Below are 24,442 nucleotides of genomic sequence, written 5' to 3'. Positions count from 1 at the left end.
TGACAAGCCCGGAGATAAGAGAGGGAGAGGCCAGGAAAACAAGACCTTCTTCCGGAGTAAACTATGAAAAAATTATTATTTATTATTCTATGTTGGCTAATGACCAGCCCAGTATTGGCGTTACCTGCTATTAAACCAGCTCCTCTCAATAAGGGTGATACCGTTGCCTTAATTTCTAGCGGCTTTCGTGTTAATAACGCCCAGGATGTGCAATTTGCAACAGAACGACTCGAGGCACTGGGCTTGAGCGTTATCTACGGTAAAACTATTTTTCAACAAACCGGATATTTTGCAGGTACTGATCAGGCACGAGCTGCTGATATCAATGACATGTTTGCCAATCCAAAAGTAAAAGCCATTATCGAGTTGCGGGGCGGCTGGGGGTCAGCGCGAATACTGGAATATTTAGATTTCCCTTTAATCAAAAAGCATCCCAAGATTTTTATGGGTTTTAGCGACATTACCACCTTGCTGCTAGCCATCCACCAGAAAACCGGCTTAATAACGTTTCACGGCCCGATGGCTGCAGCTTACCCCTGGACACAATACACCGTTAATTATTTAAAGAAAATTCTCTTTGAAGGTAATGCCATTACCATGAGCAACCCCATCATCAAAAGTGATGATTTAACCCGTACTGTTGCCAGGATTCAAACTATTCGCCCTGGCATTGCCACAGGGGAAATTCTGGGTGGCAACTTATCCGTTTTAGTTTCTATGCTGGGAAGCCCCTACTTACCCAGTTTTAAAAATAAAATTCTGTTTTTGGAGGATACCGGTGAAGATGTTTATCAAATTGATCGCATGTTAACCCAGTTACAAACTGTCGGTATATTAAAAGAAATCTCTGGTTTTATTTTTGGTCAATGTATAAATTGTAATGCCAAGGTTCCTTATGGCTCTTACCGCTTGCAGGAGGTGTTAAAACAACATATTTCACCCTTGAATATTCCAGCCTGGAATGGAGCAATGATTGGCCATCAGGCCAGTATATTTACCATTGGTGAAGGTGTGAAGGTTCGTATCGACGCAAATAAAGGTACTATTACGATGCTGGAACCTGCCGTCAATCCCTGAGACGAAAGTTTTGTACCGAAACTGCCTGTTCTAAAAGCCGGAAACTGAGAACAGACCACCAAAACAGATACTAAGCCATATTTGTATGGCAGCACTTCGGTAATTCCTCTGGATATCATTCTCATAGCTCAATATACTGCCCCCTCACTCGGGGGAGTAGCCTGCCTGACAGACAACAGGTGTATGCGTCAACATCATTGGTCATTCGACTGTGGCGTATACGGCAGTGTAACAACACATTGCCTGGCGAGACTCGGTTGACAGCACTGGTTTATGAGGGCCTGGTGATTGTTGACTGTGTCAAAAGCCCTCTCGCCTGTTGATATGATTGAAATTCTTTCCTTAGTTGTCGCCATAGCCGTGGGCTTTGTTGTTCTGTCCGCAAGTGCTGATCGTTTGATCGAAGTCGCTTCTACCCTGGCCTCTCGACTGGGTATGTCCATTCTGACCATCGGTATGACCATTGTTGCTTTTGGTACTTCTGCACCAGAGCTTTTGGTATCGTCTGTTGCCGCGTTGGACGGTTCTGCCGGTATCGCCATTGGCAATGCCCTGGGCTCCAACATCATCAATATCGGCCTGGTGCTGGCATTGTGCGGAATTATTTATCCATTGGTAGTCAGCCGTCGTATTATTACCCGTGAGTTGCCCCTGTTAGGGCTGGTCCTGGCATTCACAATGGCTCTGATAGTGGATGGCGACCTCAGCCAGATGGATGGATTTATCCTGGCCGGAGCCCTGGTGGCCTATTGCTTCTATCTGGCAAAACATTCCGGTGGTGACAGTGAAGATGAAGAAGAAGTGGTTATTCTCTCAATCTCTACCGCCAGGGCCGTTGTGGAAAGTCTGGTGCTGCTGGCTCTGCTGATGGGCAGCTCAAAGCTGCTGGTTTGGGGTGCCAGTGAACTGGCCCGTTCATTCGGTATCAGTGAAATGATTATCGGCCTTACCGTCATCGCTTTCGGAACCAGTCTGCCGGAAATGGCTGCTGCTTTGGCCAGTGCTCGAAAGGGTCTGTTTGATCTGGTGATGGCCACCGTTATTGGCTCCAACATATTTAACCTGTTAGGCGTTCTGGCATTTCCCGGGATTCTCACTGGCGGACTGGAAATTGATTCAACTGTCCTGCAGAGGGATGGTCTGGCAATGACCGGTCTTACTGCGCTTCTGGCGATTTGCATACTAACCAGCCTGTCAATGGATCGCGACGAAACCAGCACTTCTTCATCCATGACCTTGGGAAGATTGGCATGCAGCAGGTTACCACGCTACAAGAGCGCCATTATTCTTGCAGTATTTGCCATCTATATGGGTGTGCTGGCCCTGTCAATCATTGGCTGATGAACGAAAAACCCTACAATGAGGTCAACAATGGCCTCATTGTTTATCAATGGTTTCCAGTCGTTCAATTTCTTCCCGGAATTCATTCAGGTCCTTGAAGTGACGATAAACAGAGGCAAACCGGATATAGGCTATTTCGTCCAGCTCCCGAAGTACACGCATCACTTCTTCCCCCAAAACCAGGGATTTTATTTCCCGCTCACCGGTGGCCCGAAGCCGATGCTTGATCCGGTTCACAGACTCTTCAATCTGTTCCATGCTGACTGGACGCTTTTCCAGAGCTTTGGATATGCCTGCCCTTAGTTTTTCTTCATTGAAGGGTTCACGGGAACCGTCTCTTTTGACCAGCCTGGGAATCAACAACTCTGCCATTTCATAAGTCGTAAATCGTTCACTACAGGTCAAACATTCACGACGACGGCGAACCTGGTTACCGTCTGCCACCAGGCGGGAATCAATGACTTTGGTATCGACAGCGTTGCAAAAAGGGCAGTGCATGGGTAAGAGAAACGTTTTTCAGAGTGAGTCTTCCATCATAATTCACCCCTGTAAAATTACCAAGACTTTGCAGAATGAAGTGATTCTGTGTGGGTAAGCCGCTGACCCGATTCTCAGGTCAGCGGTCTTACTTTGAAAAACAGCCCTGGATCAGCTGTAGACAGGCAGACGCTTGCAGATTGCCAAAACCTTCGCCTTCACATCTGCGACAACCTGCTCATTACCAATGTTTTCAAGTACGTCACAGATCCAGCCTGCCAGAGCAGCAGAATCCTCTTCATTGAAACCACGGCGGGTAATGGCCGGAGTACCAATACGCAGACCACTGGTGACAAATGGAGAGCGAGGATCATTTGGAACAGCATTCTTGTTGACCGTAATGTTAGCTTCACCCAGAGCCGCTTCGGCGTCTTTACCTGTGTACTCTTTACCGATCAGATCCATGAGGAACAGATGGTCGTCAGTGCCGCCGGATACAACCTTGATGCCGCGCTCGAGCATAACCCGGGTCATCGCCTGAGCATTTTTAACGACCTGCTGCTGGTAAGTCCTGAAGTCATCGGACATGGCCTCTTTGAAGCAAACCGCTTTAGCTGCAATCACGTGACACAGAGGACCACCCTGGGACTCGGGAAATACTGCAAAGTTGAGCTTTTTGTTCAACTCTTCATCATCGTTAGCCAGGATCAGACCGCCACGGGGACCACCCAGGGTTTTGTGAGTCGTTGTCGTAACAACATCGGCAATGCCTACCGGAGACGGATAAACACCGGCAGCAACCAGACCAGCCACGTGAGCCATATCAACCAGCAGGAAAGCACCTACCTTGTCGGCTATATCGCGAAAACGCTGCCAGTTCACAACACGGGAGTAGGCCGAGAAGCCTGCAACGATCATTTTTGGCCTGTGTTCATCCGCCAGACGCTCAACTTCTTCGTAGTCGATCTCGCCGGTTTCAGGATTCAGGCCATACTGAACCGCTTCGTAAATACGGCCGGAAAAGCTGACCTTGGCACCGTGAGTCAGGTGGCCACCATGGGCCAGGCTCATACCCAGAACCTTGTCACCGGGCTTGATCAGAGCCATGTAGACCGCCGCATTGGCCTGGGAGCCGGAATGAGGCTGAACGTTAGCGTAGCTGGCACCAAACAGCTCTTTGGCACGATCAATAGCCAGCTGTTCAGTGACATCAACATGCTCGCAGCCACCGTAGTAGCGCTTGCCCGGATAACCTTCTGCGTATTTGTTGGTCAGGACAGACCCTTGTGCTTCCATCACTCTGGGGCTGGTGTAATTTTCGGAAGCGATCAGTTCGATGTGCTCTTCCTGGCGAACCGCTTCAGCATCGATGGCAGCCTTGAGTTCAGGGTCGAACTCAGCGATGGACATGTCCTTTCTGAACATTAATGATTCCTCGGAATGTTGCCTGTTAATGAGGTTTTTCGGCGACCATTCTAATACAGCTGTTCAGGATTTCGTATCGAAAAAGTTTCATGTCAATTTGAGCGAGACTCATGGGCTCTGGCTCAGCTTTCTGGCAGCCAGTCCTCAGTCATGATCTGATCAAAGCTCCAGGGGGAGTCAGTCGGGAAATCATCGGGCTTACATTTCATGTCAGCCGCTGCATCTCTTTTTGCAGACCGATAGGCTTTTGGCAAGACCTCATCAATCTTACTGTTTAGGCCAGGGTTATCTTCGAGTAGATCTAAGATGGCACCTCGTTGTTTAGCGATACTGACCAGCCAGCTCCTGTACCAGTCCGTCATTGTGTGCTGATCGTCTTTTCCGGACTGCATTTGCCATTTCAGCAGGTGCAAGAGCAATTCTTTAACACAACTGCGTAAAGCCTGATACTGAGCCTTACCCATGTCTTCAATTTCCTCTACCAGATTGGCAATATCAAGCTCATTGAAACGACCTTGCCTAATCAACTCGGCCTGACGATACGACCAGCTATAGAAATCAGTGTCATACAGGTTTTCCATAAAAATACCTCCATTGCACTAACACTGTAGGCAAAGAACGGAAGGGAATCAAAATGAAGCATGCAGAGGCTGACGCCTTTGCGGAGTAAGTACGAGGATACAGAAATGCCTCAAAAGTGCTATTATACGGAGGCTTCAGTCAAACCTATTATGGATGCCTAAATTGTCACAATACGTCTATACCATGAACCGGGTGAGCAAGACTGTTCCCCCGAAGCGCCAGATTCTTAAAGACATTTCCCTCTCTTTTTTCCCCGGTGCCAAAATTGGCGTCCTGGGTCTGAACGGTGCCGGTAAGTCCACTCTGCTGCGCATCATGGCTGGTGTCGATCAGGAATTTGATGGCGAAGCCCGTCCACAACCCGGTCTGAACGTTGGTTACCTGCCTCAGGAGCCGCAACTGACACCCGGTAAAACAGTCCGTGAAGTGGTGGAAGAGGCACTAGGTGAAATCAAGGAAGCCCAGGACAAGCTGGAAGCAGTTTACGCAGCTTACGCTGAGCCCGATGCGGACTTTGACGCCCTGGCGACAGAACAGGCCAGACTGGAAAACATTATTCAGGCGGCCGATGCCCATAACCTGGAGCGCAAACTGGACGTCGCTGCCGACGCTCTGCGTCTTCCCGAGTGGGACGCTGTCGTAGACAATCTGTCAGGTGGTGAACGCCGTCGTGTAGCTCTTTGCCGCCTGTTGCTCTCCAGTCCCGAAATGCTGCTGCTGGACGAGCCCACTAACCACCTGGATGCCGAGTCAGTGGCCTGGCTGGAGCGCTTTCTCGTTGAATATCCGGGAACCGTTGTGGCTATCACCCACGATCGTTACTTCCTGGATAACGCAGCGGGCTGGATTTTGGAGCTGGACCGTGGCCACGGTATACCCTGGGAAGGTAACTACAGCGACTGGCTGGAGCAAAAAGAAGCCCGACTCGAGCAGGAAAGCAAGCAACAGGACGCTCATCGAAAAGCGATGCAACAGGAACTGGAATGGTCCCGCTCAAATGCCAAAGGTCGCCAGTCCAAATCCAAAGCACGTCTGGCACGCTTTGAAGAGATGCAGTCCCAGGAATTTCAGGCCCGTAACGAAACCAACGAAATCTACATTCCACCCGGCCCACGTCTGGGTGATAAGGTTCTGGAATTCAATCATGTTTCCAAAGGCTTTGGTGATCGGCTGCTGATCGACGACCTGAGTTTCAGCATTCCCAAGGGTGCTATTGTCGGTATCATCGGGGGTAACGGTGCTGGTAAAACCACCCTGTTCAAGATGATTACCGGAGACGAACAGCCTGATTCCGGAAGCATCGAACACGGCGAGACGATCAAAATCTCTAATGTTCAGCAGATGCGTGACGAGCTGAAAGACGACAAAACTGTTTTTGAAGCGATCTCCGATGGCCAGGACATTCTTCGCATCAATGGCTACGAAATGCAGTCCCGCAAATACATTGGTCGTTTCAACTTCAAAGGCGGTGACCAGCAGAAGCGTGTGGGTGAGCTCTCCGGTGGTGAGCGCGGTCGACTGCAATTGGCCGCGACACTGAAAGAAGGCGGCAATGTACTGCTACTTGACGAACCCTCCAACGACCTTGATGTTGAGACCCTGCGTGCACTGGAAGATGCACTTCTGGCCTTCCCGGGCTGCGCCATGGTGATCTCTCACGATCGCTGGTTCCTGGATCGCATGGCCACACATATCCTGGCTTACGAAGGCGATTCCAAGGTCACCTTCTTCGAGGGCAACTACACCGAGTACGAAGCCGATCGTAAAGAGCGTCTTGGTGAAGAGGCAGCAGGCCCTCATCGAATGAAATACAAGCGTATTGATGCCTGATTGCCAGCCGACTAGGAGCCTGACCGAGAATAGCGCCCGTAGCGAGGACGGCAGAAAATTGAGGATGAAAATTCGGTTTTGTAAGGAGAATAGCGAGCTATTTGACGAACAAAAGCGGATTTTCAGACCAATTTGCTGCCGCCGCACGACTGCATGGATGCAGGAGCTAGAGCAACGCAGGAGCAGTTGCCGCGAAGGGCAGTCTATTCTCGGTCAGGCTCCTAGAGCGTAGCTTTCTGGCTGCGCTCTTCAGACACCACGCTTTAAAAGTCAGCACTGCGTCATTCGTCCGGTTACTCAGCCATTGACTGAGACCTGAGAGTAGGTCCCCTGTAATATGAAAAAACGACGAATGTCTGCTTCAACCGATCGACAAAGCCCCGAAAAGAAATGGAAACATTTGTTTTCGGGGCTCTCAATTTGTCTGGCTGCGCTCTAAAAGTTGCTGCGGCCATGCAAGGGAACAACTTTGACTTTGAATCTACTAAGTTCAGCCATTGGATCTCCAGCGTTGAATAATGGCAGCTTCTCATCAAGTTTATTTGAGTAGTCGATAACACAATCAGTGTTATATCCACTTAGTTGCGGAACTTGTGAAATTATTTCATTTGGATTTGTCGTTCCATCCAACTGTTGTATTATCAGCCCCTCTGCGGAATTTTCACCTGCGTATATCCTCATCCCCCTACCCATAATGAAGAATGGTTCATCGGCTCCCAACTCTGTTGCAACCTTCAGTGCTGATCTTAATTTTATATAGTGGATTCTTTTTCCATCAATTGAAATTGGTGGATTCAACCTGAATTCCTGTTCGTAAAACAGCAATCCTTCTTTAGTTCGAACGCACTCCATTGTCTTCTCTGCAAAGGCTTCGAAAGACATGCACATAATAACTATTGGCAATATCAGATAGGATTTAAACATCTCATAACCTTTTGAACAACGTGTTTAAAATAATACACATTTGTTTTTTTTCAACATCAACCGAGACCCGGTACAGTAATGCTCTTCAGCACTTCCGGCTACTTGCTTTTTAAGCGGTCACGAACGAAAAAGTACTTAAGAGCCGTTTCTTTTCAGACCCTGACCGCTTAATCCCGAATAAGAATAGAACTTTCCTAAGATTCATCTAGTCTTCTCACTTCTGCAAAATAATTCAGGATTTATGGCTATGCTGTTTAAGGCACTCGGTAGTTTGCGTCTTGGTTTGATGTGCACTATTACAGGCTCAATACTGTCAAATAGTGCACAAGCTTCCGGAGCGGTTTTTATTGGGAGAATGGGAGGCTTGGAAGTACAGGTTCAGGGAGATAAGGCCCTGTTTAAAAACAACGAAATGCTTCACAAAAGCAACCCGTTGTCTCTGGCAATGGATAACAAAGGCATTCAAAAAATAGAAATAGAAGCGGACAAGATAGAAATTTACAAAGATAAAAACAACTTGCCAGACACCATTTATTTTCCACTACTGATTGAGCCAACCCCATCGGCCACAGGCATTCAAACCATTGACCAAACCAGAGGGCTACAACTACTGAACGACAGCGTTATATCACTGGCAACCACCGTAATCGATAAAACCATCGTTCTTTCTACACCCACTCTGTACGCCCCGCCAACGGAATACAACTCTAAAACGATCGCTTATTCTGAGCTGGAACTCTATCAGGAGACTCAAAATACATTTTATGCGACAGCTTCTATTCCTATGCTGACCCCTGTGTCCTCAGCGGCATCCGAGGGGGATTATATTGACCTTGATTTTGAAACTCGGGATACCATCAGGGTTTACCCAAAAGGAAAGGACTCTGACTCCACATCCGGTTTTTTTGAGCAGATTATCAGAAAAGTGCCTGATAGCCCTGAGAAAAAAAGCGAAAACGGAGGGCAACAGGAAAAGCAAACGACCAATTCGTCCGGTGATGACCCCAACTCGGAAGACACTACTTCAGAAGACACTACTACAGAAGCGACAACAGATTCCTCGACCACAGTCGAAACTGCTTCAACCCCCACACAGCGATCGGAAGCCTCAGCGCTGGATGAAAAAGCTGATCTAACGCCGAAGCCTCTATCTGAAAATTTCAACACGTATCACTCAATAGAAAACAGTTCGAATCAAATCGTGCTTGATGCCATTAGAGCATTCATTGAAGAAAATGATGAACAGGATCTTTCATGGGTCGTACTTGAAAAAATTCACGGCTGCAACTACAGCTTCTGGACGGACGGCAGCATTGTTAAGGTGGGTAGAAGGAATGATTGGATTGGTGAAGATGAAAACTTTTTTAACCACCGCCCGGTAAATGAACAATACAGAGAAATGATTCTTGATATGCACCGGAAGTTCTGTAAAGAAGGAGACATTTTAAATGTTACGGGCGAACTCTACGGCAAATCTATTCAGAAAGAAATTTTTTATCAGGATAATATAAAATTTGCGGCTTTTGACATCTTCGTCAACAAACAAAAAATAGATTATAACACTTTCAAACAGTGGACTTCAGCCATTGGTATCCCTACGGTTACAGAGATAAAAATATGTGACTCCCTTGAAAGTGCTCTTTCTTTCAATCCGGTTTTTACAAGTTTTCATAGTCAAACCGGTGATGTTGCAGAAGGTGTTGTTATTAAGCCTGTGCAGCCTAAATTTTTAAAATACCACAAACCTGTCATTTTAAAAATAAAAAACCCGAGATTTGCTGAAACCAATTTTAAAAAAGCACTTCCTAACGAAAATAAAAAAATAAAGCAAGAGAATCAGATTATACTTTCCTCACTTCTTGCAAAAGTAACGGAAAACCGTCTTTGTTCTGTTACTTCAAAATCAGATAAATTAACAACAAAAAACACTAATAAAATTAAAGGCGAACTTGTTAAGGACATTTTAGATGAATATGAAAGAGAGAATGAGCTAGCTGCCAAGAGTAAAGTAAACGATAACAAACAGTGGAAACTTATAATTTCTGAATTATTTAAAGCCGCATATCAACTGATAAATGATCGGCCTGAGACGTTTCAATAACCGGGAAAGCCTGTTGACTAGTTTGACTCGTTCCTATGCCGGTTCATGGTAATGAGTCATTCTTTGTGAAACTCTATAGCCAAACCTCACCCCTCGATAAGAGTTAACTACGAATTGAAAAAATCACACCAAATGAAAGAATGTCTTTGAAAACCTTTTTCTAGATGTTACTCATCCCAATTTTCAGTACAATTGATTGAAGAGTTTTCATAACGCATATAATTACGTTCATATAAAAATGGTCTCAATACCCCCTCAAAGACTTTTCTAAAGGCATATGGGAAGCGTGATAATTGTAACTGTGGCGTTATAGATAATATGGTAATTAAAGCAGTAATTGTTAGCACCGGAAAAAGATCAAATAATGCTTTATTTAATTCCTGGATGTTCGTTATATTTCTCTTTAGCTCAGCCCGTGTATCTTCTGGCAAGAGAAACCAGTAGAAAAAAATAAAATAATGGTTAAATAAACAACTATCTCTCGCATACGTATATATAGTATTGCAATCAATATGGTAAGAACTACCTAAACCAGCATTCGGGTCAGCTCCATATACTAATAATAAAAAAATAATCTGCATGCTTTCTGTCTCAAAAATGGCTGGATGGAAAGAAGAATAGCCAATAAATCTAATACAAAAAGCAGACACATTGGGATCAGCCCCATTTTGAAGTAAATGAAGTATCATCTCAACATTTCCATGCTGAAGAGCTGCCACTATTGGATAGACAGCCTCTTCATAGATTTCTTCATCTTCAACTACTCCATCGAACTCCCTTACATTAATATCTTTTCCTTGCGTAACGAGCAGAGTAACTTTCTCCTTATCTGCACTTTTTATGGCATCTAAAAACTCTCCGGAATAAACATAAATTGGATATAAAAAAAACGCATCTTAATAAACCTGAAAAATTGTAACCCAGTGCAATATAGCACCGAAATCATGAAACAACTAAATGAGCAAAAATCCCCACTGACTAAAGACTTTTAATTGCGTACAATACGCAGTCCGAGAAACGTCACCTTCGCTTCGCAAGACGATAAAACAGCAAAGCCCGGGAGTAGGAAAGTGATCAGCAAACTGAACCAACAGGCCGTCAATGCCACCAGCGCAGAAGGGACGCTGTATCAGAATTTTGCCGATCGGCTGGCCAGCTCCGGATTCCAGGGCGATATAGAGCTGGGCTATGCAGAACGGACTGTACTGGCCACTGACAACTCGATCTATCAGGTGTATCCGGCAGGTGTCCTATACCCCAAAGGCACCGAAGATCTGAGCACAATGTTGTCATTGGCTAATGAACCTTCTTTTCAAACGGTTGTACTCTCTCCAAGGGGAGGAGGTACCGGCACCAACGGCCAGTCACTAACCTCGGGATTTATGGTAGACACCAGTCGCTATATGAATCAGGTTCTGGAGATCAACCCTGAAGAGCGCTGGGCAAGGGTTCAAAGCGGTACCGTCAAAGACTATCTGAATGATCTGGCTGCAAAGCACGGACTGTTTTTTGCCCCGGAACTGTCCACCAGCAACCGGGCGACAGTGGGTGGCATGGTAAACACCGATGCCAGTGGTCAGGGGTCAGTTGTCTATGGCAAAACCCGCCATCATGTCCTTGAACTGACCTCGGTCTTTGCTGATGGCACCGTATGGAACTCATCACCACTGACAGAACAGGAGCTTGATGAAATCTGTCAGCGCGAAGACCGTGCAGGGCAGGTTCACAAAACGGTGATTGAAGCCTATAACCAGAATAAAGATCGTGTCGAAACCATCTTTCCAAAGCTCAACCGTAATCTCACCGGCTACGATCTGGCCAATATCCGCAGAAAAGATCCTGTGAACCCTGAAGACGTTGGCAAGTTTGATCTCAATGCCATTCTTTGCGGTTCTGAAGGGACCCTGGCCATGATCAGTGAAATCAAGGTCAACCTTCTGCCTATACCCGACACCTCTGCACTGGTTCTGATGTTCTACTCCAGCTTTCAGGAATCGCTGAGGGATGCCCAGTCCCTTATGCAAGCGACTCCAAGCTCGGTTGAAACCATTGATTCCAAAGTTCTGTCGCTCGCCAAAGCAGACAGTGTCTGGGAGAGCGTCAAAGAGTACTTTCCGGATGATGTTGATCAAATAGACGGCATTAACTTTGTTGAATACACCGGCCAGTCGCAAGCCGATATTGAAAAAGGTATTGAACGCTTAAAAGCAGAGTTGGACAAGCCATCGGAAATCCAGCGGGTGGGTCACAGCGTTGTGACAGGAACTCCAAACGTTAAAAAGATCTGGAATATGCGCAAGCAGTCCGTGGGATTGCTGGGCAACATGGAAGGCGACGCACGACCTATACCCTTTGTAGAAGACGTTGCCGTGCCACCAGAGAATCTGGCTGCTTTTATCGCTCGCTTCCGGGCGTTACTGGATAGCCATAACCTGTCTTATGGCATGTTTGGTCATGTCGACGCCGGGGTTCTCCATGTAAGACCCGCCATTGATATGAAAGATCTTGAGCAGGAGGTTCTGGTCAGAACCATCAGTGATGAAGTCTCTGCGCTGGCGAAAGCCCATGGTGGCGTCCTTTGGGGAGAGCATGGCAAAGGCGTTCGCTCTGAATACGCACCCGACTTTTTTCAGGATCTTTACCCGGTACTACAAAACATCAAAAGTGCTTTCGACCCCCATAATCAGTTGAATCCGGGAAAAATAGCGACACCCTCCACCCGGGCATCAGAAACCCTGCTGAAAATTGACGGTGTGCAAACCCGTGGCCAGCTGGACAGAACCATCGAAAGAAAAGCCTTCGATGCTTTTACCCATGGCATGTATTGCAATGGCAATGGCGCCTGCTTTAATTACAACCCCAACAGCGCCATGTGTCCAACCTGGAAGGCCACTCTGGATAGAACTCAATCACCCAAAGGCCGATCAGGACTGGTACGTGAATGGTTGCGACTGCAAAGCGCGGCGGGCAGCAACATCTCTGAAGCAATGGACGAAGCTCGCCAGTCCGGAATTTTCTATAACGCCATGGACAAGACCCGCAACAGCATTGCCAAGCTGCGAGGCAAGGAAGATTTCAGTCATGATGTTTATGAAGCACTGGACAGCTGTATGAGCTGTAAGTCCTGTGCAGGTCAGTGCCCTATTCAGGTGAATGTGCCTGACCTGAGGTCCCGGTACTTTGAGCTTTACCACACTCGCTACCTGCGCCCTGCTAAACATCATGCTGCTGCCATGTTGGAACCCGTTCTGCCAACACTGGCAAAAGCCAAATCTGTTTACAACCGTGTGGCCAACTCGGGTTTGATGAACAAGCTTTCGGCCAAAACGTCCGGTCTTCAGGATCTGCCGACTATCACCAGTGCATCCCCTCTGGAAGACAGCTGTCGTTCTGGTGCCTCCGTGGCCTCAGACAGTCTGCTTGCTTCCATGACAGAAAAAGAGCTGGCTCGAACGGTGGTGATTGTTCAGGACGCCTTTACCAGTTTTTTCGAAACTCCGGTATTGACTGACCTGGTCGAGCTGTTGGTCAGACTCGGTTATCGTCCTCTCGTTGCGCCCTATAAACCCAACGGCAAAGTGTTGCATGTCTATGGTTTTCTGGGGCGTTTTGAGAAAGTCGCGAAAACCAATGCCAGAGCACTCAAAAAACTGGCCGATAAAGGTGTAGCCCTGATAGGGATTGATGCTGCCGTTACCCTGACTTATCGCGATGAATACCATGAGATCATGAGTGAAGAAGCTCCCAAAGTGCAATTACTCTCGGAATGGTTTGCCAGTCAGGCAGATACCATTCGTGAGCTTCAGTTAAATCTGAATGGTGAGTTCAAGCTGCTGGGGCACTGCACGGAAACCACGAATGCGCCAGCAGCACCGGCACAGTGGCAAAAGCTGTTTGCCGCCTGTGGACTAAAACTGACTTACCAGGCTACTGGCTGTTGCGGTATGGCGGGTATCTACGGACATGAAACCCGTAACCAGGAAACGTCCCGCAAGCTATACGACATGAGCTGGAAACCTGTGATCGAGAATCCTGACAACCAGGATCAACTGTTGGCTACCGGCTACTCCTGTAGAAGTCAGGTTAAGCGTTTTGGGAATACCGAGATTCCTCACCCGGTCTCAAGGCTGTTGGCCTTGATGAACGAGTAAAATAACAGTGCTCAACCCACTGCCAACAGCTCTGACAGCTCATTAGGATTCTCAATCAGATCAGCCAGCGTGCAACCTTCCAAAACCACCATGAATGCTGACACAGGGGGTCATCGTACTGATTCGTGAGCAGATTGAAATCCCGGGCGCTCACCAGGATTCGGCCCCCACAAGGAAATCTGATCTGTGCTGAAGAGTGCTCAGGGCGCTCTCCTGCTGACGCCTTTTTGTCATCTCCACTCACTGTTAAAGCTTATCTAAATGCTGAATCAGGTTTCTGACTCTGATCCTGACTCTGTTTCTGTTGCTAGATTCTTGATAAAGAGGTTTTAAAACAGGGAAGTAAACAATGACTCAGGGTCTTTATAAACAGGTTCGGGATCTGACGCTAGATCGTAATAAGTTTGCACCGGGTACCAGGGTTGGACTCAATGACCAATACGAACTGGTGGAAGTAATAGCCAGCTATAAAGACTGGATTGTCACTCATCCGGACCCGGTTCGCCTGAGAAACCTGCTCGGCTCGCTGATTCAATCAGCCCAGGATGTGAATCAATACCTCAACCTCAGTGATCGTTCCGCCTCAATGCTTGAAGCAAAGGTAGCGGGAGAGCTGGACTTCTCAGTACTGACCAAACAGGTCGCAGCATTCCTGAAAACCCCCGCCTGTCAGATCATTCGTACCAGAGAGCAGCTCAATAATCTGCTGCAAGCTTCCGTCAAAGCCAAAAAAACCGGGAAAAATATTCAGGTCGAACTGAAACAAACCCTGCATGAAGGCTTTTCAAGATTCTGCGACCTTATGGACGTCAGCGATCTCAACCAGCTTGTCGGATTTTACAGAACAGCACTGTTTGAATGGCTGGATGAATTCAGTCATCTGTGCGCAACTCAGGGCGATCTGAATGACCTGTATCAGACCACCCGGAACTGTTTTGATGCCTTCACCAAAGACCTTATTACTGAGACTCAGGGCAATGTTGTCACGCCTTCTTCTGCCAAGGCAGCGAATCAGGTTGCAAAAGATGAGAAGCGACAGTGGGATGATAATGCCGAATCACTGATTGAAATGGATGGCTGGTTGCAATCATCCAACACTGAAAATCTGGAACGACTGCTGAAGAAGATCCGTCAGGATAAAGATCTTGGTGACAGGTTTCTGAAAGTTAAAGGGTTTGAACTCAGATCCCGTCTGGAAAAATGTCCTGACGCCGTAGCTATGGACCTGAAGAACATGAAGCTTTCACTGGATGATCACCTCCTGCGCATTGCAAAGCCTCAGCGCAAGAAACAAGATCCTCTTTATCAAATTGTTCTCTCTATTGCCCGGCAGCAGAGCACCGACATTATTGCCCGTCTGCCACAGGATGATCCTGACATGATGGGTCTTGGTCTTTATCTGAAATACCCGAATGTGTTGGCTCGATGTAAGTCAGCCCTCGTGCATCAGCTCATTCTTCTGATTCAACTCAGCCCGGAAATGGAAGAGCACTATATTACCGTAGCCTCAAAACATTATCTGAGGCACCAGAACGGCTTGATGGTTGCCCGGTCACCGCTTTTGTGCAAAGCCACCCGAAGTACACTGCTACTGTCTGACTTTACCCAGGAAAAAACTATCACTCTGGAATTCATCAAACATTACCCAAAAGCGGCTCTGGACATTGAGCCGACTGTTTTTAAAAAACTACTTGCTCACCCTGATCTGGTCGACTTCTGGCCCGGGTTTATCGCAGAAAATGCGACCCGGCTCAGTATTGAAAACTGGCAACAGCTCTTTTCTGGAAACCCTTCCGGTTTTCATAAATTGATCACCCGACAAATGTCAGCAACACCTCCCGTGGTTTGCCGGTTTCCCAACGCTTTCGCAGCTCAGGTAAAGAGCTTCCTGAAAAACAACCCGGATATGTTAAGCAAAGTACTGAAGTTACCCAGACAGGTAGAAAGTGCTGGTTACAGAACGTTGATAGCCATCGCCCAATCACTCTCTTTTGAAATTGCCACCCTCTCGGAAATCAAACCTGATTCAGGTTTGAAATCAGAGGAAATTGGCAGCTCAAGTCAATACTGAATCATAAACGACGATGGACAAATGAACTCGGCATCGCAGGCAAGACCATGCCTGCGGCCGAAACACGGCCTGAAGCCAAGGTTGTATGAGTAGAGGTGTTTGGTATCGACAGTTGAAATAAAAATTGTCAACTAACGCCAAAAAACTGCTGATAAGGCCAGTGTTGTCATGAATACTCCGGGCGTTAATTACTTAGAAGACATTTTCTAGCACGGTGAAACCTTTGTTTTTGAAAAAATACTTATTTTCTTGATCTATCAATTTTCTGGTCTAGCCTCTCAATTCTTAAAAACACAAAACAGATGTAAGGATAAAGCTTTGAAAAAGCCATTTTCCAAGGCACTGCTGTTATTGCTAATATTGCTGCCTGTTACCTGTAATGCCAAATCTTTTAAAAGACATTTTATTGTCGAGTTTGAACAAGATGGAGGCGTTCCAGAAAGGAGTTTTTTCATAGAATACAATAAAAACACATTGTCGTACGATAAGTCATACTCTGCCGAAACAAATGATGACTCAGGATCAATTTTTCCGCCTGATCACAAATCATACAGACTTGGCGATTATGGAGAAACAACGCCTCTTATTGAATCAATCCCGTGGGAATTGATTTATGTCGCTCATCTGCTGGTTGCTTACAAGCTGGTTCTGACCACCAGCGCCCCGCTTCTGAGCGCCAAACCCTATTCATGGATACCCGCAGAAGCGTTTGTCGCTGTCGGCATACTTTTGAAAAGCTATTGGAACTCCAATTCATCGCTGTTTAACCCGGTGGATCAACTGGAGACAAGTCAGGATCATCCGTTTGCGATCACCACTATGGTGCTTCCGGGACAGGATCAAACAGAAAATGGCCAACAAAACCAGGCATCAGCATCATCCGGTCAGCAGGCCTCAGGAACAATCACCCGTAAAGGCTTTTTCGCCAGGCTTCTGTCTCGCGGCTCTGGCGAAGGCAAAGAAAACCCCGAACAACATCAGCATACTTTCGGCTTAAATTGTTACGTCGATTCCTGTAATGGCGTTTGTCAATTCCGATCACAAGCTGATAGCAGCGGGCAACCTGATACAGGTGAGGAGTGCCCCATATGCTTTGAAATGTTTGGAAAAGTAACTGTGACTCCCTGTTGTTCGAATAAAATTGACACACACTGTTTAAAAGAGATATTTCTGAGCACTTCACCAGGGTCAACGAAAACCTGTCCATTTTGCAGAAGAGATCTGTCTTTCCTGGCAGAATCACCGGATTTTGCAGCAAGTGTAGAATCACAGCAGGACTTAACAGTTGCTGATAACAAGCCTTCGGGTATCAGTTCCTCACAAACGGCCTCTTTCACTAACACTATGAGAGCACTTGATCTAGCAGTCTGCGAGGTGATCCTAATGGACGGGATTGGCAGGGTGTTGCCATGTGGGAAGGTCTGCAAAAATCACGCAGCCCTGGCCAATCATGTATCACACTGCCACTTTCGCCGATGAAACTGTGACGTGGCCAGAGAGCCCCCTCTATGATTGGAGCGGGGAATTTCATACCAATCGATCATTTTTTCTTGATTTAACAACGTTCTGATCTAGCCTCTCTATTTCAAAAAATACGAAATAGATATTAAGGATGACCCCTTGAGAAAACCATTTTCTGCGGCATTGCTGTTCTTGCTGATGTCGTTGTCTGTTATCTGCTACGCCGAACCTTACAACAACGCCCTGAGTGCCAACCTTATTCATGGATACCGGTAGAAACGTTTGTCGCCGTCGGCATGCTTTTGAAAAGTGATTGGAACTCCAATTCATTACGGTTCAACACGGCGGATCAACTGGAGGCCAGTCAGGATCATCCGTTTGCCATCACCACTATGGTACTTCCCGGACAGCGTCAACAAATATGACCAGCAAAGCCAGGCATCAGCATCATCCAATCTGCGGGCCTCAGGAACAACCAAACGTCTTAAAGCTTTTTCGCCAGGCTCCTGCCTTGCCGCCGCGACGGTGAGGGGAACCCTGAACAACCCCAACATACTTACGGTTTGGATTGTTATGTCGATTCCTGTAATGGCGTTTGTCGATTTCGATCACCCACTGATAGCAGAATGCTACCTGAAGCAAGTGACGAATGCCCTATATGCTGTGAAATGTTTACCAATACGATTCTTACTCCTTGTTGTTCGCAGAAAATTGACAAACACTGTTTGCAAGAGGCATTTAAGAAAACCGGGAACACCTGCCCATATTGCAGAGAAGATTTGTCTTTTCTAGCTCAATCACCGGATTTTTCTCCAAGTGAAGCAGATGGGGAGTGCCCTATATGCCATCAAATGTTTAGAGATGATGTGCTTGTGACTCCCTGTTGTTCGAAAAGAGTCGAGACATGTTATCTACTGGATGCTTTGTTATGGTCGGAGTCGAGACAGTGCCCATTTTGCACAGCAGGCAGTTTATCAGTATTACGATCATTAGGTTTTGTAGCAAGCGCAGAGGCACCGCAGGACTTAACAGGTTCTGTTAACGGAGACTTGCCAATAGTTGGCGAGGACGGGCCATGTCAAAGAGTCTACAAGTACGTCAGAGACCTGATCGGGTATCTCGAATAAATATACCCCTGATGAGTTTCTGGTCTAGCCTCCACATTCTCAAAGACACAAAATAGCTGTCAGGTTAAACCTTTGAAAAAACCGTTTTCGGCGGCACTGCTGTTATTGCTAATGTCGGTGTCTGTTATATGTTCTGCGGAACCGTTAAAAAGATATTTTATTGCCGAGTTTGAACAGGATGGAGGCGTCCCAAAAGGGAGCTTTTCTATAGAACGCAACGGTAACGTTGAAACAACCTCTTTTATTGAATCGATATCGTGGGAGCTGATTTATGCCACTCATCTGCTGGTAGTCAAAAAACTGCTCCTGACCACCAGTGACAACCCTTTGAGCGCCAGACTTTATTCATGGATACCATTAACAGCACTTGTTGCTGTCGGCATGCTTTTGAAAAGCTATGGGAACCCAGATTCATCTCTCTTTAATCTGGTGGATCAACCGGAGGCAAGTCAGGATCAACCGTTTGCGATCATCACTATGGTCCTTCCGGGACAGGGTCAAACAGAAAGTGGCCAGCAAAGCCAGACATCAGCATCATCCGGTCAGCAGGCCTCAGGTACAATCAACCGTCTTATAGGCTCTTTTGCCAGGCTTCTCTCTTGCCACCGCGACGGTAATGGTGACCCCGAACAACACCAGCATACTTACGGTTTAGATTGTTACATTGACTCCTGTAACGGCGTTTGTCGATTCCGACCACCAGCTGATAGCAGAGAGCTACCTGAAGCAAGTAACGATTGCCCTATATGCTTTGAAATGTTTACCAATGTGATTGTTACGCCCTGTTGTTCACAGAAAATTGACAAACATTGTTTACAAAATATATTTCAGACAGCTGCGGAAATCTGCCCATATTGCAGAGTAGATCTGTCTTCATTAGCAAACTCACCAGATTTTGCATTACGCGAAGAGGCACCGCAGGACTTGCCATGTTCTTGCAACGAGTCCCGGGGGATCAGCTCCTCACAAACGGCCTCTTTCGATAGCCATTCGAGAGCGCGTGGTCCAATAGCTTGCAACGCGATCACAATCGACGAAAATGACTGTCTGCGGCAATGTGGGTTGGTTTTCAATACTCAAGCAGCCCTGAGGGTTCATATAGCGAGAATCCACCCCCCGTTCATGAACCTGTTTCGTGACCATGACAGGGGGCAACCCTGAAGCTTCTGGTAGACAGGTATTCTAAAAAAACTGACTGATTGCACAAACGACTCTTGCTGTCATGACTGTGAGCCATGTGCGAGAAAGGCTTCAGACTCGCAACAAAGAGATGGCGCTTTAAGTTGGAGCTGACACAAGGACAGGCTACCATAGAGTTTTATCTGAAACCTTCTAATGGCCAAAGCAAAATCCAGAAAAGCCTATGTCTGCACTGAGTGCGGCAGCGAGTCCTCCAAGTGGCAAGGGCAATGTCCAGACTGTAAAGCCTGGAATACGTTCAAAGAGGTCAACCTGGGACCTGCGGCTTCCCCCTCTATTGGTGCCGTCAATAAATCAGGCTTTGCAGGCACCCTCAGTGGTCTTCAGACCCTGAGTGAGGTGGATGTTGCTGAAGCGCCCAGGTTCAGCAGTGGCACGTCAGAGTTTGATCGGGTTCTCGGCGGTGGTTTTGTCAAAGGCAGTGCTGTCCTGATTGGCGGCCATCCGGGGGCTGGCAAGAGTACCATCCTGCTTCAGGTCCTGTGTCATGTTGCCCAGAGCATGAATGCCCTTTATGTCTCCGGTGAGGAATCACTGCAACAGATTGCAGCCCGGGCCAAACGCCTCGACCTGCCTGCCGATCGCCTGAAGATGCTGGCAGAAACCTCAGCCGAAAATATTGTCGCCGTGGCCGAACAGGAGAAGCCAGGGGTTATTGTTATCGACTCTATCCAGGTCATGTATATGAACGGTGTGGATGCGGCTCCCGGAGGCGTTGCCCAGGTCAGGGAGTCCGCTGCCTTCCTCACCCGTTTTGCCAAACAGACAGGCACTGTCTTATTGTTGGTGGGCCATGTGACCAAAGATAATTCTCTGGCAGGCCCCATGACCCTGTCCCATATTATTGATACCCAGATCATGCTTGGAAATACTGATGATTCACGCTTCAGGGTTATGCGGGCAACCAAGAACCGATTTGGTCAGGTGAATGAGCTGGGCATCTTTGCCATGACGGAAAGGGGCATGAAAGAAGTCAAAAATCCTTCAGCCATTTTCCTGTCCCGGGCATCTGAGCCCACCTCAGGCAGCATTATCAATGTTTTGTGGGAAGGCACCCGCCCTCTTCTGGTGGAAATTCAGGCACTGGTCGTAGACTCGCAGCTTGGCAACCCAAGACGTGTAACAGTGGGACTGGATCAAAACAGGCTGGCCATGCTGCTGGCGATACTGACTCGACACGGGGGTATTTTTACCAGCGATCAGGATGTCTTTCTCAACGTGGTAGGGGGCGTGAAAGTCACAGAAACCAGCGCCGATCTGGCCGGTTTGCTGGCAGTCGTTTCCAGCCTGCGTGACAGTGCTCTGCCCCAAGACCTTTTTGCCTTTGGGGAAGTGGGCCTTGCGGGTGAAATCAGGCCCGTTGCCAATGGTCAGGAACGCCTGATTGAAGCGGCCAAACATGGTTTCAGAAGAGCCATTGTTCCGGCAGCAAACAAGCCCAGAAAACCCATTGAAGGATTAACTGTTGTCGGTGTTCACAAACTGTCCGAGGCACTGGAGGCTATCTGAATTATCCGGGTCGACACTCATCCTGTTATAATCCGGCGAAATGTTTGAAATCAGGTTAGAACATGCTCAAAGGTCTCTACGGTGTAACCGACAGCCAGCTTCTCCCCGACGATCGTATTCTACTGGAAGCGGTTGAACAGGCTTTGATGGGCGGCATGAAAGTACTTCAGTACCGAGACAAAAGTCTGGATCATGAAAAGAGGTTCCGTCAGGCCAGTACTCTGAGGGTGCTCTGCCACACTTACGGGGCCCTTTTGATCATCAATGATGACATTGAACTGGCTGCAGAATCGGAAGCAGACGGCGTGCACCTGGGACAACAGGATGAATCCATAAAATCCGCCCGAAAAAGGCTCGGGGAATACGCTATTATTGGTATCAGCTGTGAAGGATCTCTCGATCTGGCCCACAAGGCTGTTGAGGAGGGTGCCGATTACATTGCCTTTGGACGTTTTTTCCCCTCACATACCAAGCCTGACGCCAAGCCTGCCGAGCCGTCACTTCTGCCTTCTGCCCGGGAGACCTTTGAAGTCCCTGTTGTAGCTATTGGAGGAATTACTGTGGATAATGCCCCGCAGCTCATAGAAGTGGGTGCTGATATGGTGGCAGTGGTTCATAATTTATTTGCTTCCACAGATATTCAGAGTCGTGCCCGCAGTTTTACTGAATTGTTTTAATCAGGAATAGATCATGTCCCTTCCCCATGAACGCTCTAGCACTCTGTTTACTGAAGCCCAGGCTGTCATCCCGGGGGGAGTCAACTCACCGGTCAGAGCGTTCAAGGGTGTCGGTGGCAAGCCAGTCTTCTTCAAAAGTGCCAAAGGTGCCTATATTCAAGATGTCGATGGCAACAGCCTGATTGATTATGTGGGTTCCTGGGGTCCGATGATTCTCGGACATAACCATCCGGATGTTGTCAGCGCCGTTCGCGACCAGGCTCTGGATGGAATGAGCTTTGGTGCGCCCACAACCCTGGAAACCGAGCTGGCTCTGAAAGTCCGTGAAATTTTTCCCTCCATGGAACTGCTCAGAATGGTGAGCTCGGGCACCGAAGCCACCATGAGTGCTATTCGTCTGGCCAGGGGCTTTACCGGCCGTGACAAAATTGTCAAGTTTGAAGGCAACTACCATGGCCATTCTGACTCACTGCTGGTAAAGGCTGGCTCTGGCGCACTGACTCTGGGAGTGCCAAGTTCTCCGGGAGTTCCTCAAGCTCTGGCAGAAAGCACTATTACACTGACGTACAACGACATTGACTCTGTTAAACAGGCTTTTGCAGAAACAGGCAGCGAAGTGGCCTGTATCATCGTCGAACCAGTGGCCGGTAACATGAACTGCATTCCCCCGGTCAAAGGTTTCCTTGAAGGTCTGAGAGAAGTATGTAGTGAGTACGGCGCCCTGCTAATCTTTGATGAAGTCATGACCGGATTCCGTGTTGCCCTGGGTGGAGCACAGGCTCACTATGGCGTAAAACCAGATCTGACGACACTGGGTAAAATCATAGGTGGCGGTCTGCCAGTGGGTGCTTTTGGTGGCCGAAAAGAGGTCATGGAGCACCTGGCTCCACTGGGACCGGTTTATCAGGCCGGCACCCTGTCTGGTAACCCGTTGGCTATGGCCGCAGGGCTGGCGACACTGAGAAACCTGAGCCGTCCAGGCTTCCACGCAGAACTTACCGAAAAAGCAGCGAAGTTGCTGGCAGGCTTCAAGGAGAAAGCCTCACAACATGGTATTCCCCTGCAAACCTCTCAAGTGGGTGGTATGTTTGGTTTATTTTTCACTGACCAGCCTCGCGTCGACCGCTTTAATCAGGTAATGGCCTGCGATGGAACCTTCTATGGTCGCTTCTTCCACGCCATGCTGGATGAGGGAGTCTATCTGGCTCCCTCCGCATTCGAAGCCGGATTTATATCCGAAGCTCATGGTGATCTGGAGATTCAGAAAACCATAGAGGCTGCGGATCGTGCTTTCCTTCACTGTCGATAAGGTAATCAATTGACCGTGAAAAATATTTTACTGCGTCGTTTTCCATGCTCACCGGATTCATACATGAGAATGACGCAAAATAGTTTTCTTACCTCACGGCTGTATTCACTATGAGTTCACTGGCTCTTTCGGATGCGGTGCTGGCAGCTGCCAGCACCTTTGCTGTTTTCCTGCTCTGCCAGCAACAGGCATTTGCCGAGATTCACAGAACGGCTACCAAGGGGGCCCTCCTGGGCTTCCTGCTGGTTGCTCTGGCGTCGGCAGCGGGCACCCTGAAGTATGGCTTTTCAGAGATCTGGACCGGTGTCTATCTCTTTCTGAATAACGCCGCTACTTACCTTTCGCCACCATTAGTTGGTACAGCCATTGCCCTGCTTCTGTCTAACAGGGTGTGGAGCAAGCCGGCCTGGGGAAGGATGATCATCGGACTCTGTCTGGCTTACGAAATAAGCCGCTGGTACGGGGTTGAAACACTCTACAGGGACGCCCTGTTGGCTTTCAGCCTGCTCATAGCCCTCTACAGTGTCGTCAGAGCACAGGTAGAGCCCGGACCCAAAGGCTTACTGCTCATTGCGTTCATCAGCTTTTTTATTGGCGGCCTGGTCATTGGCAATCAGGGCACCCTGGGCGGATACCTGAGGCTTAACCTATTCCGCTACATGCTTGCCCTGGGAAGCCTGCTGATGGCAACCGGTTTGTTCATGCTATTGAAAAACCAGAACCGGCCTTTCGAACAAGCAGACATCAATCAGGAATAAACGAACCCTCCCCTTTCCTGCTGCACTGCCAGCAGCAGGCGACCGGCAAACAAATGCGCGATCAGGGCTCAGACCCGAAGGCTCATGCCGGAGGCATTGGAAACAGTTTGACGTTATTGCCTTTTGCTTCAGAAACCTTGGCTGCCCCTTCTTTTTCAACTTCGTCAATACGAATAATAGACGACAAAGGAATATAACTCCGCTTAACACCTTCGAAAGTGCTCTTTAGTTTCTCTTCACTGGGATCGACCAGCAACTGGCTACGCTCACCAAAAGCAAATTCCTCTACTTCAATAAATCCCCAGAGCTCGCTCTGGAAAATCTGTCGAGCATACACTTCAAAGACTTCAGACTCATTCTGAAAAATAACGCGAAAAATCTGAGATTTCGACATTGACTCCAAACACCTGTGACGCCGGAAA

Annotated in this window: 18 protein-coding genes and 1 riboswitch; of the genes, 12 read left to right on the top strand and 6 right to left on the bottom strand. The window is 47.9% G+C overall.

What is annotated here, in order from left to right; genetic code table 11:
* The first annotated feature begins 63 nt into the window (after nt 1–63).
* Together ACOMHB_RS04705 and ACOMHB_RS04700 are read left to right on the top strand one after the other, a co-directional pair.
* Nucleotides 64–1,077, top strand: a complete 1,014-nt coding sequence (locus ACOMHB_RS04705; RefSeq protein ID WP_448215674.1) for a S66 peptidase family protein — start codon at nt 64–66, stop codon at nt 1,075–1,077.
* 139 nt (nt 1,078–1,216) lie between these two features.
* Nucleotides 1,217–1,322, top strand: a riboswitch (yybP-ykoY riboswitch).
* Nucleotides 1,323–1,374: 52 nt separating this feature from the next.
* Entirely contained in the window at nt 1,375–2,418 is a 1,044-nt protein-coding gene (locus ACOMHB_RS04700; RefSeq protein WP_448215673.1) for a calcium/sodium antiporter, read from the top strand.
* 36 nt (nt 2,419–2,454) lie between these two features.
* Here ACOMHB_RS04700 and nrdR read toward each other — a convergent pair whose 3' ends face one another.
* The 3 genes from nrdR to ACOMHB_RS04685 form a co-directional block, all read right to left on the bottom strand.
* Nucleotides 2,455–2,916, bottom strand: a complete 462-nt coding sequence (gene nrdR, locus ACOMHB_RS04695; RefSeq protein WP_448215672.1) for a transcriptional regulator NrdR — start codon at nt 2,914–2,916, stop codon at nt 2,455–2,457.
* A 150-nt stretch (nt 2,917–3,066) separates the two neighbouring features.
* Nucleotides 3,067–4,320 carry a serine hydroxymethyltransferase gene (gene glyA, locus ACOMHB_RS04690; RefSeq protein WP_448215671.1) on the bottom strand — a complete coding sequence of 418 codons (1,254 nt, stop codon included), beginning with the start codon at nt 4,318–4,320 and terminating at the stop codon, nt 3,067–3,069.
* Between the two features lie 122 nt (nt 4,321–4,442).
* Nucleotides 4,443–4,901: a DUF29 domain-containing protein gene (locus ACOMHB_RS04685; RefSeq protein ID WP_448215670.1), complete on the bottom strand. Its 459-nt coding sequence runs from the start codon at nt 4,899–4,901 to the stop codon at nt 4,443–4,445.
* Nucleotides 4,902–5,064: 163 nt separating this feature from the next.
* Here ACOMHB_RS04685 and ettA point away from each other — a divergent pair, with 163 nt between their 5' ends.
* On the top strand, nt 5,065–6,732 hold the full coding sequence (ettA, locus tag ACOMHB_RS04680; protein ID WP_448215669.1) for an energy-dependent translational throttle protein EttA: 1,668 nt from the start codon (nt 5,065–5,067) through the stop codon (nt 6,730–6,732).
* A 435-nt stretch (nt 6,733–7,167) separates the two neighbouring features.
* Here ettA and ACOMHB_RS04675 read toward each other — a convergent pair whose 3' ends face one another.
* On the bottom strand, nt 7,168–7,656 hold the full coding sequence (locus ACOMHB_RS04675) for a hypothetical protein (protein WP_448215668.1): 489 nt from the start codon (nt 7,654–7,656) through the stop codon (nt 7,168–7,170).
* Between the two features lie 247 nt (nt 7,657–7,903).
* On the opposite strand from ACOMHB_RS04675, the gene ACOMHB_RS04670 reads away from it, so the two are divergent.
* Nucleotides 7,904–9,757 (top strand): RNA ligase family protein, encoded by a 1,854-nt coding sequence (locus ACOMHB_RS04670; RefSeq protein ID WP_448215667.1) that lies wholly within the window; start codon nt 7,904–7,906, stop codon nt 9,755–9,757.
* 167 nt (nt 9,758–9,924) lie between these two features.
* Here ACOMHB_RS04670 and ACOMHB_RS04665 read toward each other — a convergent pair whose 3' ends face one another.
* Nucleotides 9,925–10,476, bottom strand: coding sequence for a hypothetical protein (locus ACOMHB_RS04665; protein ID WP_448215666.1), 552 nt, complete (start codon nt 10,474–10,476; stop codon nt 9,925–9,927).
* 351 nt (nt 10,477–10,827) lie between these two features.
* Between ACOMHB_RS04665 and ydiJ the strand changes: the two genes are divergently transcribed.
* The 8 genes from ydiJ (at nt 10,828) to ACOMHB_RS04625 (ending at nt 24,020) form a co-directional block, all read left to right on the top strand.
* The gene (gene ydiJ, locus ACOMHB_RS04660) at nt 10,828–13,908 is read left to right on the top strand and encodes a D-2-hydroxyglutarate dehydrogenase YdiJ (protein WP_448215665.1); all 3,081 of its coding nucleotides are present in this window, start codon (nt 10,828–10,830) and stop codon (nt 13,906–13,908) included.
* 349 nt (nt 13,909–14,257) lie between these two features.
* A complete protein-coding gene (locus ACOMHB_RS04655; protein WP_448215664.1) occupies nt 14,258–15,979 on the top strand; it encodes a hypothetical protein in 1,722 nt (573 codons plus the stop codon).
* Nucleotides 15,980–16,297: 318 nt separating this feature from the next.
* Nucleotides 16,298–17,458: an RING finger protein gene (locus tag ACOMHB_RS04650; RefSeq protein WP_448215663.1), complete on the top strand. Its 1,161-nt coding sequence runs from the start codon at nt 16,298–16,300 to the stop codon at nt 17,456–17,458.
* Between the two features lie 1,181 nt (nt 17,459–18,639).
* Nucleotides 18,640–19,728 (top strand): RING finger protein, encoded by a 1,089-nt coding sequence (locus ACOMHB_RS04645; RefSeq protein ID WP_448215662.1) that lies wholly within the window; start codon nt 18,640–18,642, stop codon nt 19,726–19,728.
* A 174-nt stretch (nt 19,729–19,902) separates the two neighbouring features.
* A complete protein-coding gene (radA, locus tag ACOMHB_RS04640; RefSeq protein ID WP_422136821.1) occupies nt 19,903–21,276 on the top strand; it encodes a DNA repair protein RadA in 1,374 nt (457 codons plus the stop codon).
* Nucleotides 21,277–21,338: 62 nt separating this feature from the next.
* Nucleotides 21,339–21,953 (top strand): thiamine phosphate synthase, encoded by a 615-nt coding sequence (thiE, locus tag ACOMHB_RS04635; protein WP_422136820.1) that lies wholly within the window; start codon nt 21,339–21,341, stop codon nt 21,951–21,953.
* Nucleotides 21,954–21,966: 13 nt separating this feature from the next.
* Nucleotides 21,967–23,262 carry a glutamate-1-semialdehyde 2,1-aminomutase gene (gene hemL / locus ACOMHB_RS04630; protein ID WP_422136819.1) on the top strand — a complete coding sequence of 432 codons (1,296 nt, stop codon included), beginning with the start codon at nt 21,967–21,969 and terminating at the stop codon, nt 23,260–23,262.
* 110 nt (nt 23,263–23,372) lie between these two features.
* Nucleotides 23,373–24,020: a hypothetical protein gene (locus tag ACOMHB_RS04625; RefSeq protein ID WP_448215661.1), complete on the top strand. Its 648-nt coding sequence runs from the start codon at nt 23,373–23,375 to the stop codon at nt 24,018–24,020.
* A gap of 82 nt (nt 24,021–24,102) precedes the next feature.
* On the opposite strand, the gene ACOMHB_RS04620 is transcribed toward ACOMHB_RS04625, so the two are convergent.
* Nucleotides 24,103–24,414: a DUF1820 family protein gene (locus ACOMHB_RS04620; protein WP_317143534.1), complete on the bottom strand. Its 312-nt coding sequence runs from the start codon at nt 24,412–24,414 to the stop codon at nt 24,103–24,105.
* Between the last annotated feature and the right edge of the window lie 28 nt (nt 24,415–24,442).

The organism is Endozoicomonas sp. 2B-B (assembly GCF_053470045.1).
Note: the sequence above shows the minus strand (reverse complement) of the source record. Positions and strands in the feature narration are given on the sequence as shown.

Coding starts and splice junctions, on each gene's coding strand:
- thiE (WP_422136820.1), top strand. CDS start 21,339: ATGCTCAAAGGTCTCTACGGTGTAACCGACAGCCAGCTTCTCCCCGAC.
- ACOMHB_RS04685 (WP_448215670.1), bottom strand. CDS start 4,901: ATGGAAAACCTGTATGACACTGATTTCTATAGCTGGTCGTATCGTCAG.
- ACOMHB_RS04625 (WP_448215661.1), top strand. CDS start 23,373: ATGAGTTCACTGGCTCTTTCGGATGCGGTGCTGGCAGCTGCCAGCACC.
- nrdR (WP_448215672.1), bottom strand. CDS start 2,916: ATGCACTGCCCTTTTTGCAACGCTGTCGATACCAAAGTCATTGATTCC.
- hemL (WP_422136819.1), top strand. CDS start 21,967: ATGTCCCTTCCCCATGAACGCTCTAGCACTCTGTTTACTGAAGCCCAG.
- ACOMHB_RS04655 (WP_448215664.1), top strand. CDS start 14,258: ATGACTCAGGGTCTTTATAAACAGGTTCGGGATCTGACGCTAGATCGT.
- radA (WP_422136821.1), top strand. CDS start 19,903: ATGGCCAAAGCAAAATCCAGAAAAGCCTATGTCTGCACTGAGTGCGGC.
- ACOMHB_RS04620 (WP_317143534.1), bottom strand. CDS start 24,414: ATGTCGAAATCTCAGATTTTTCGCGTTATTTTTCAGAATGAGTCTGAA.
- glyA (WP_448215671.1), bottom strand. CDS start 4,320: ATGTTCAGAAAGGACATGTCCATCGCTGAGTTCGACCCTGAACTCAAG.
- ACOMHB_RS04705 (WP_448215674.1), top strand. CDS start 64: ATGAAAAAATTATTATTTATTATTCTATGTTGGCTAATGACCAGCCCA.
- ACOMHB_RS04670 (WP_448215667.1), top strand. CDS start 7,904: ATGCTGTTTAAGGCACTCGGTAGTTTGCGTCTTGGTTTGATGTGCACT.
- ACOMHB_RS04675 (WP_448215668.1), bottom strand. CDS start 7,656: ATGTTTAAATCCTATCTGATATTGCCAATAGTTATTATGTGCATGTCT.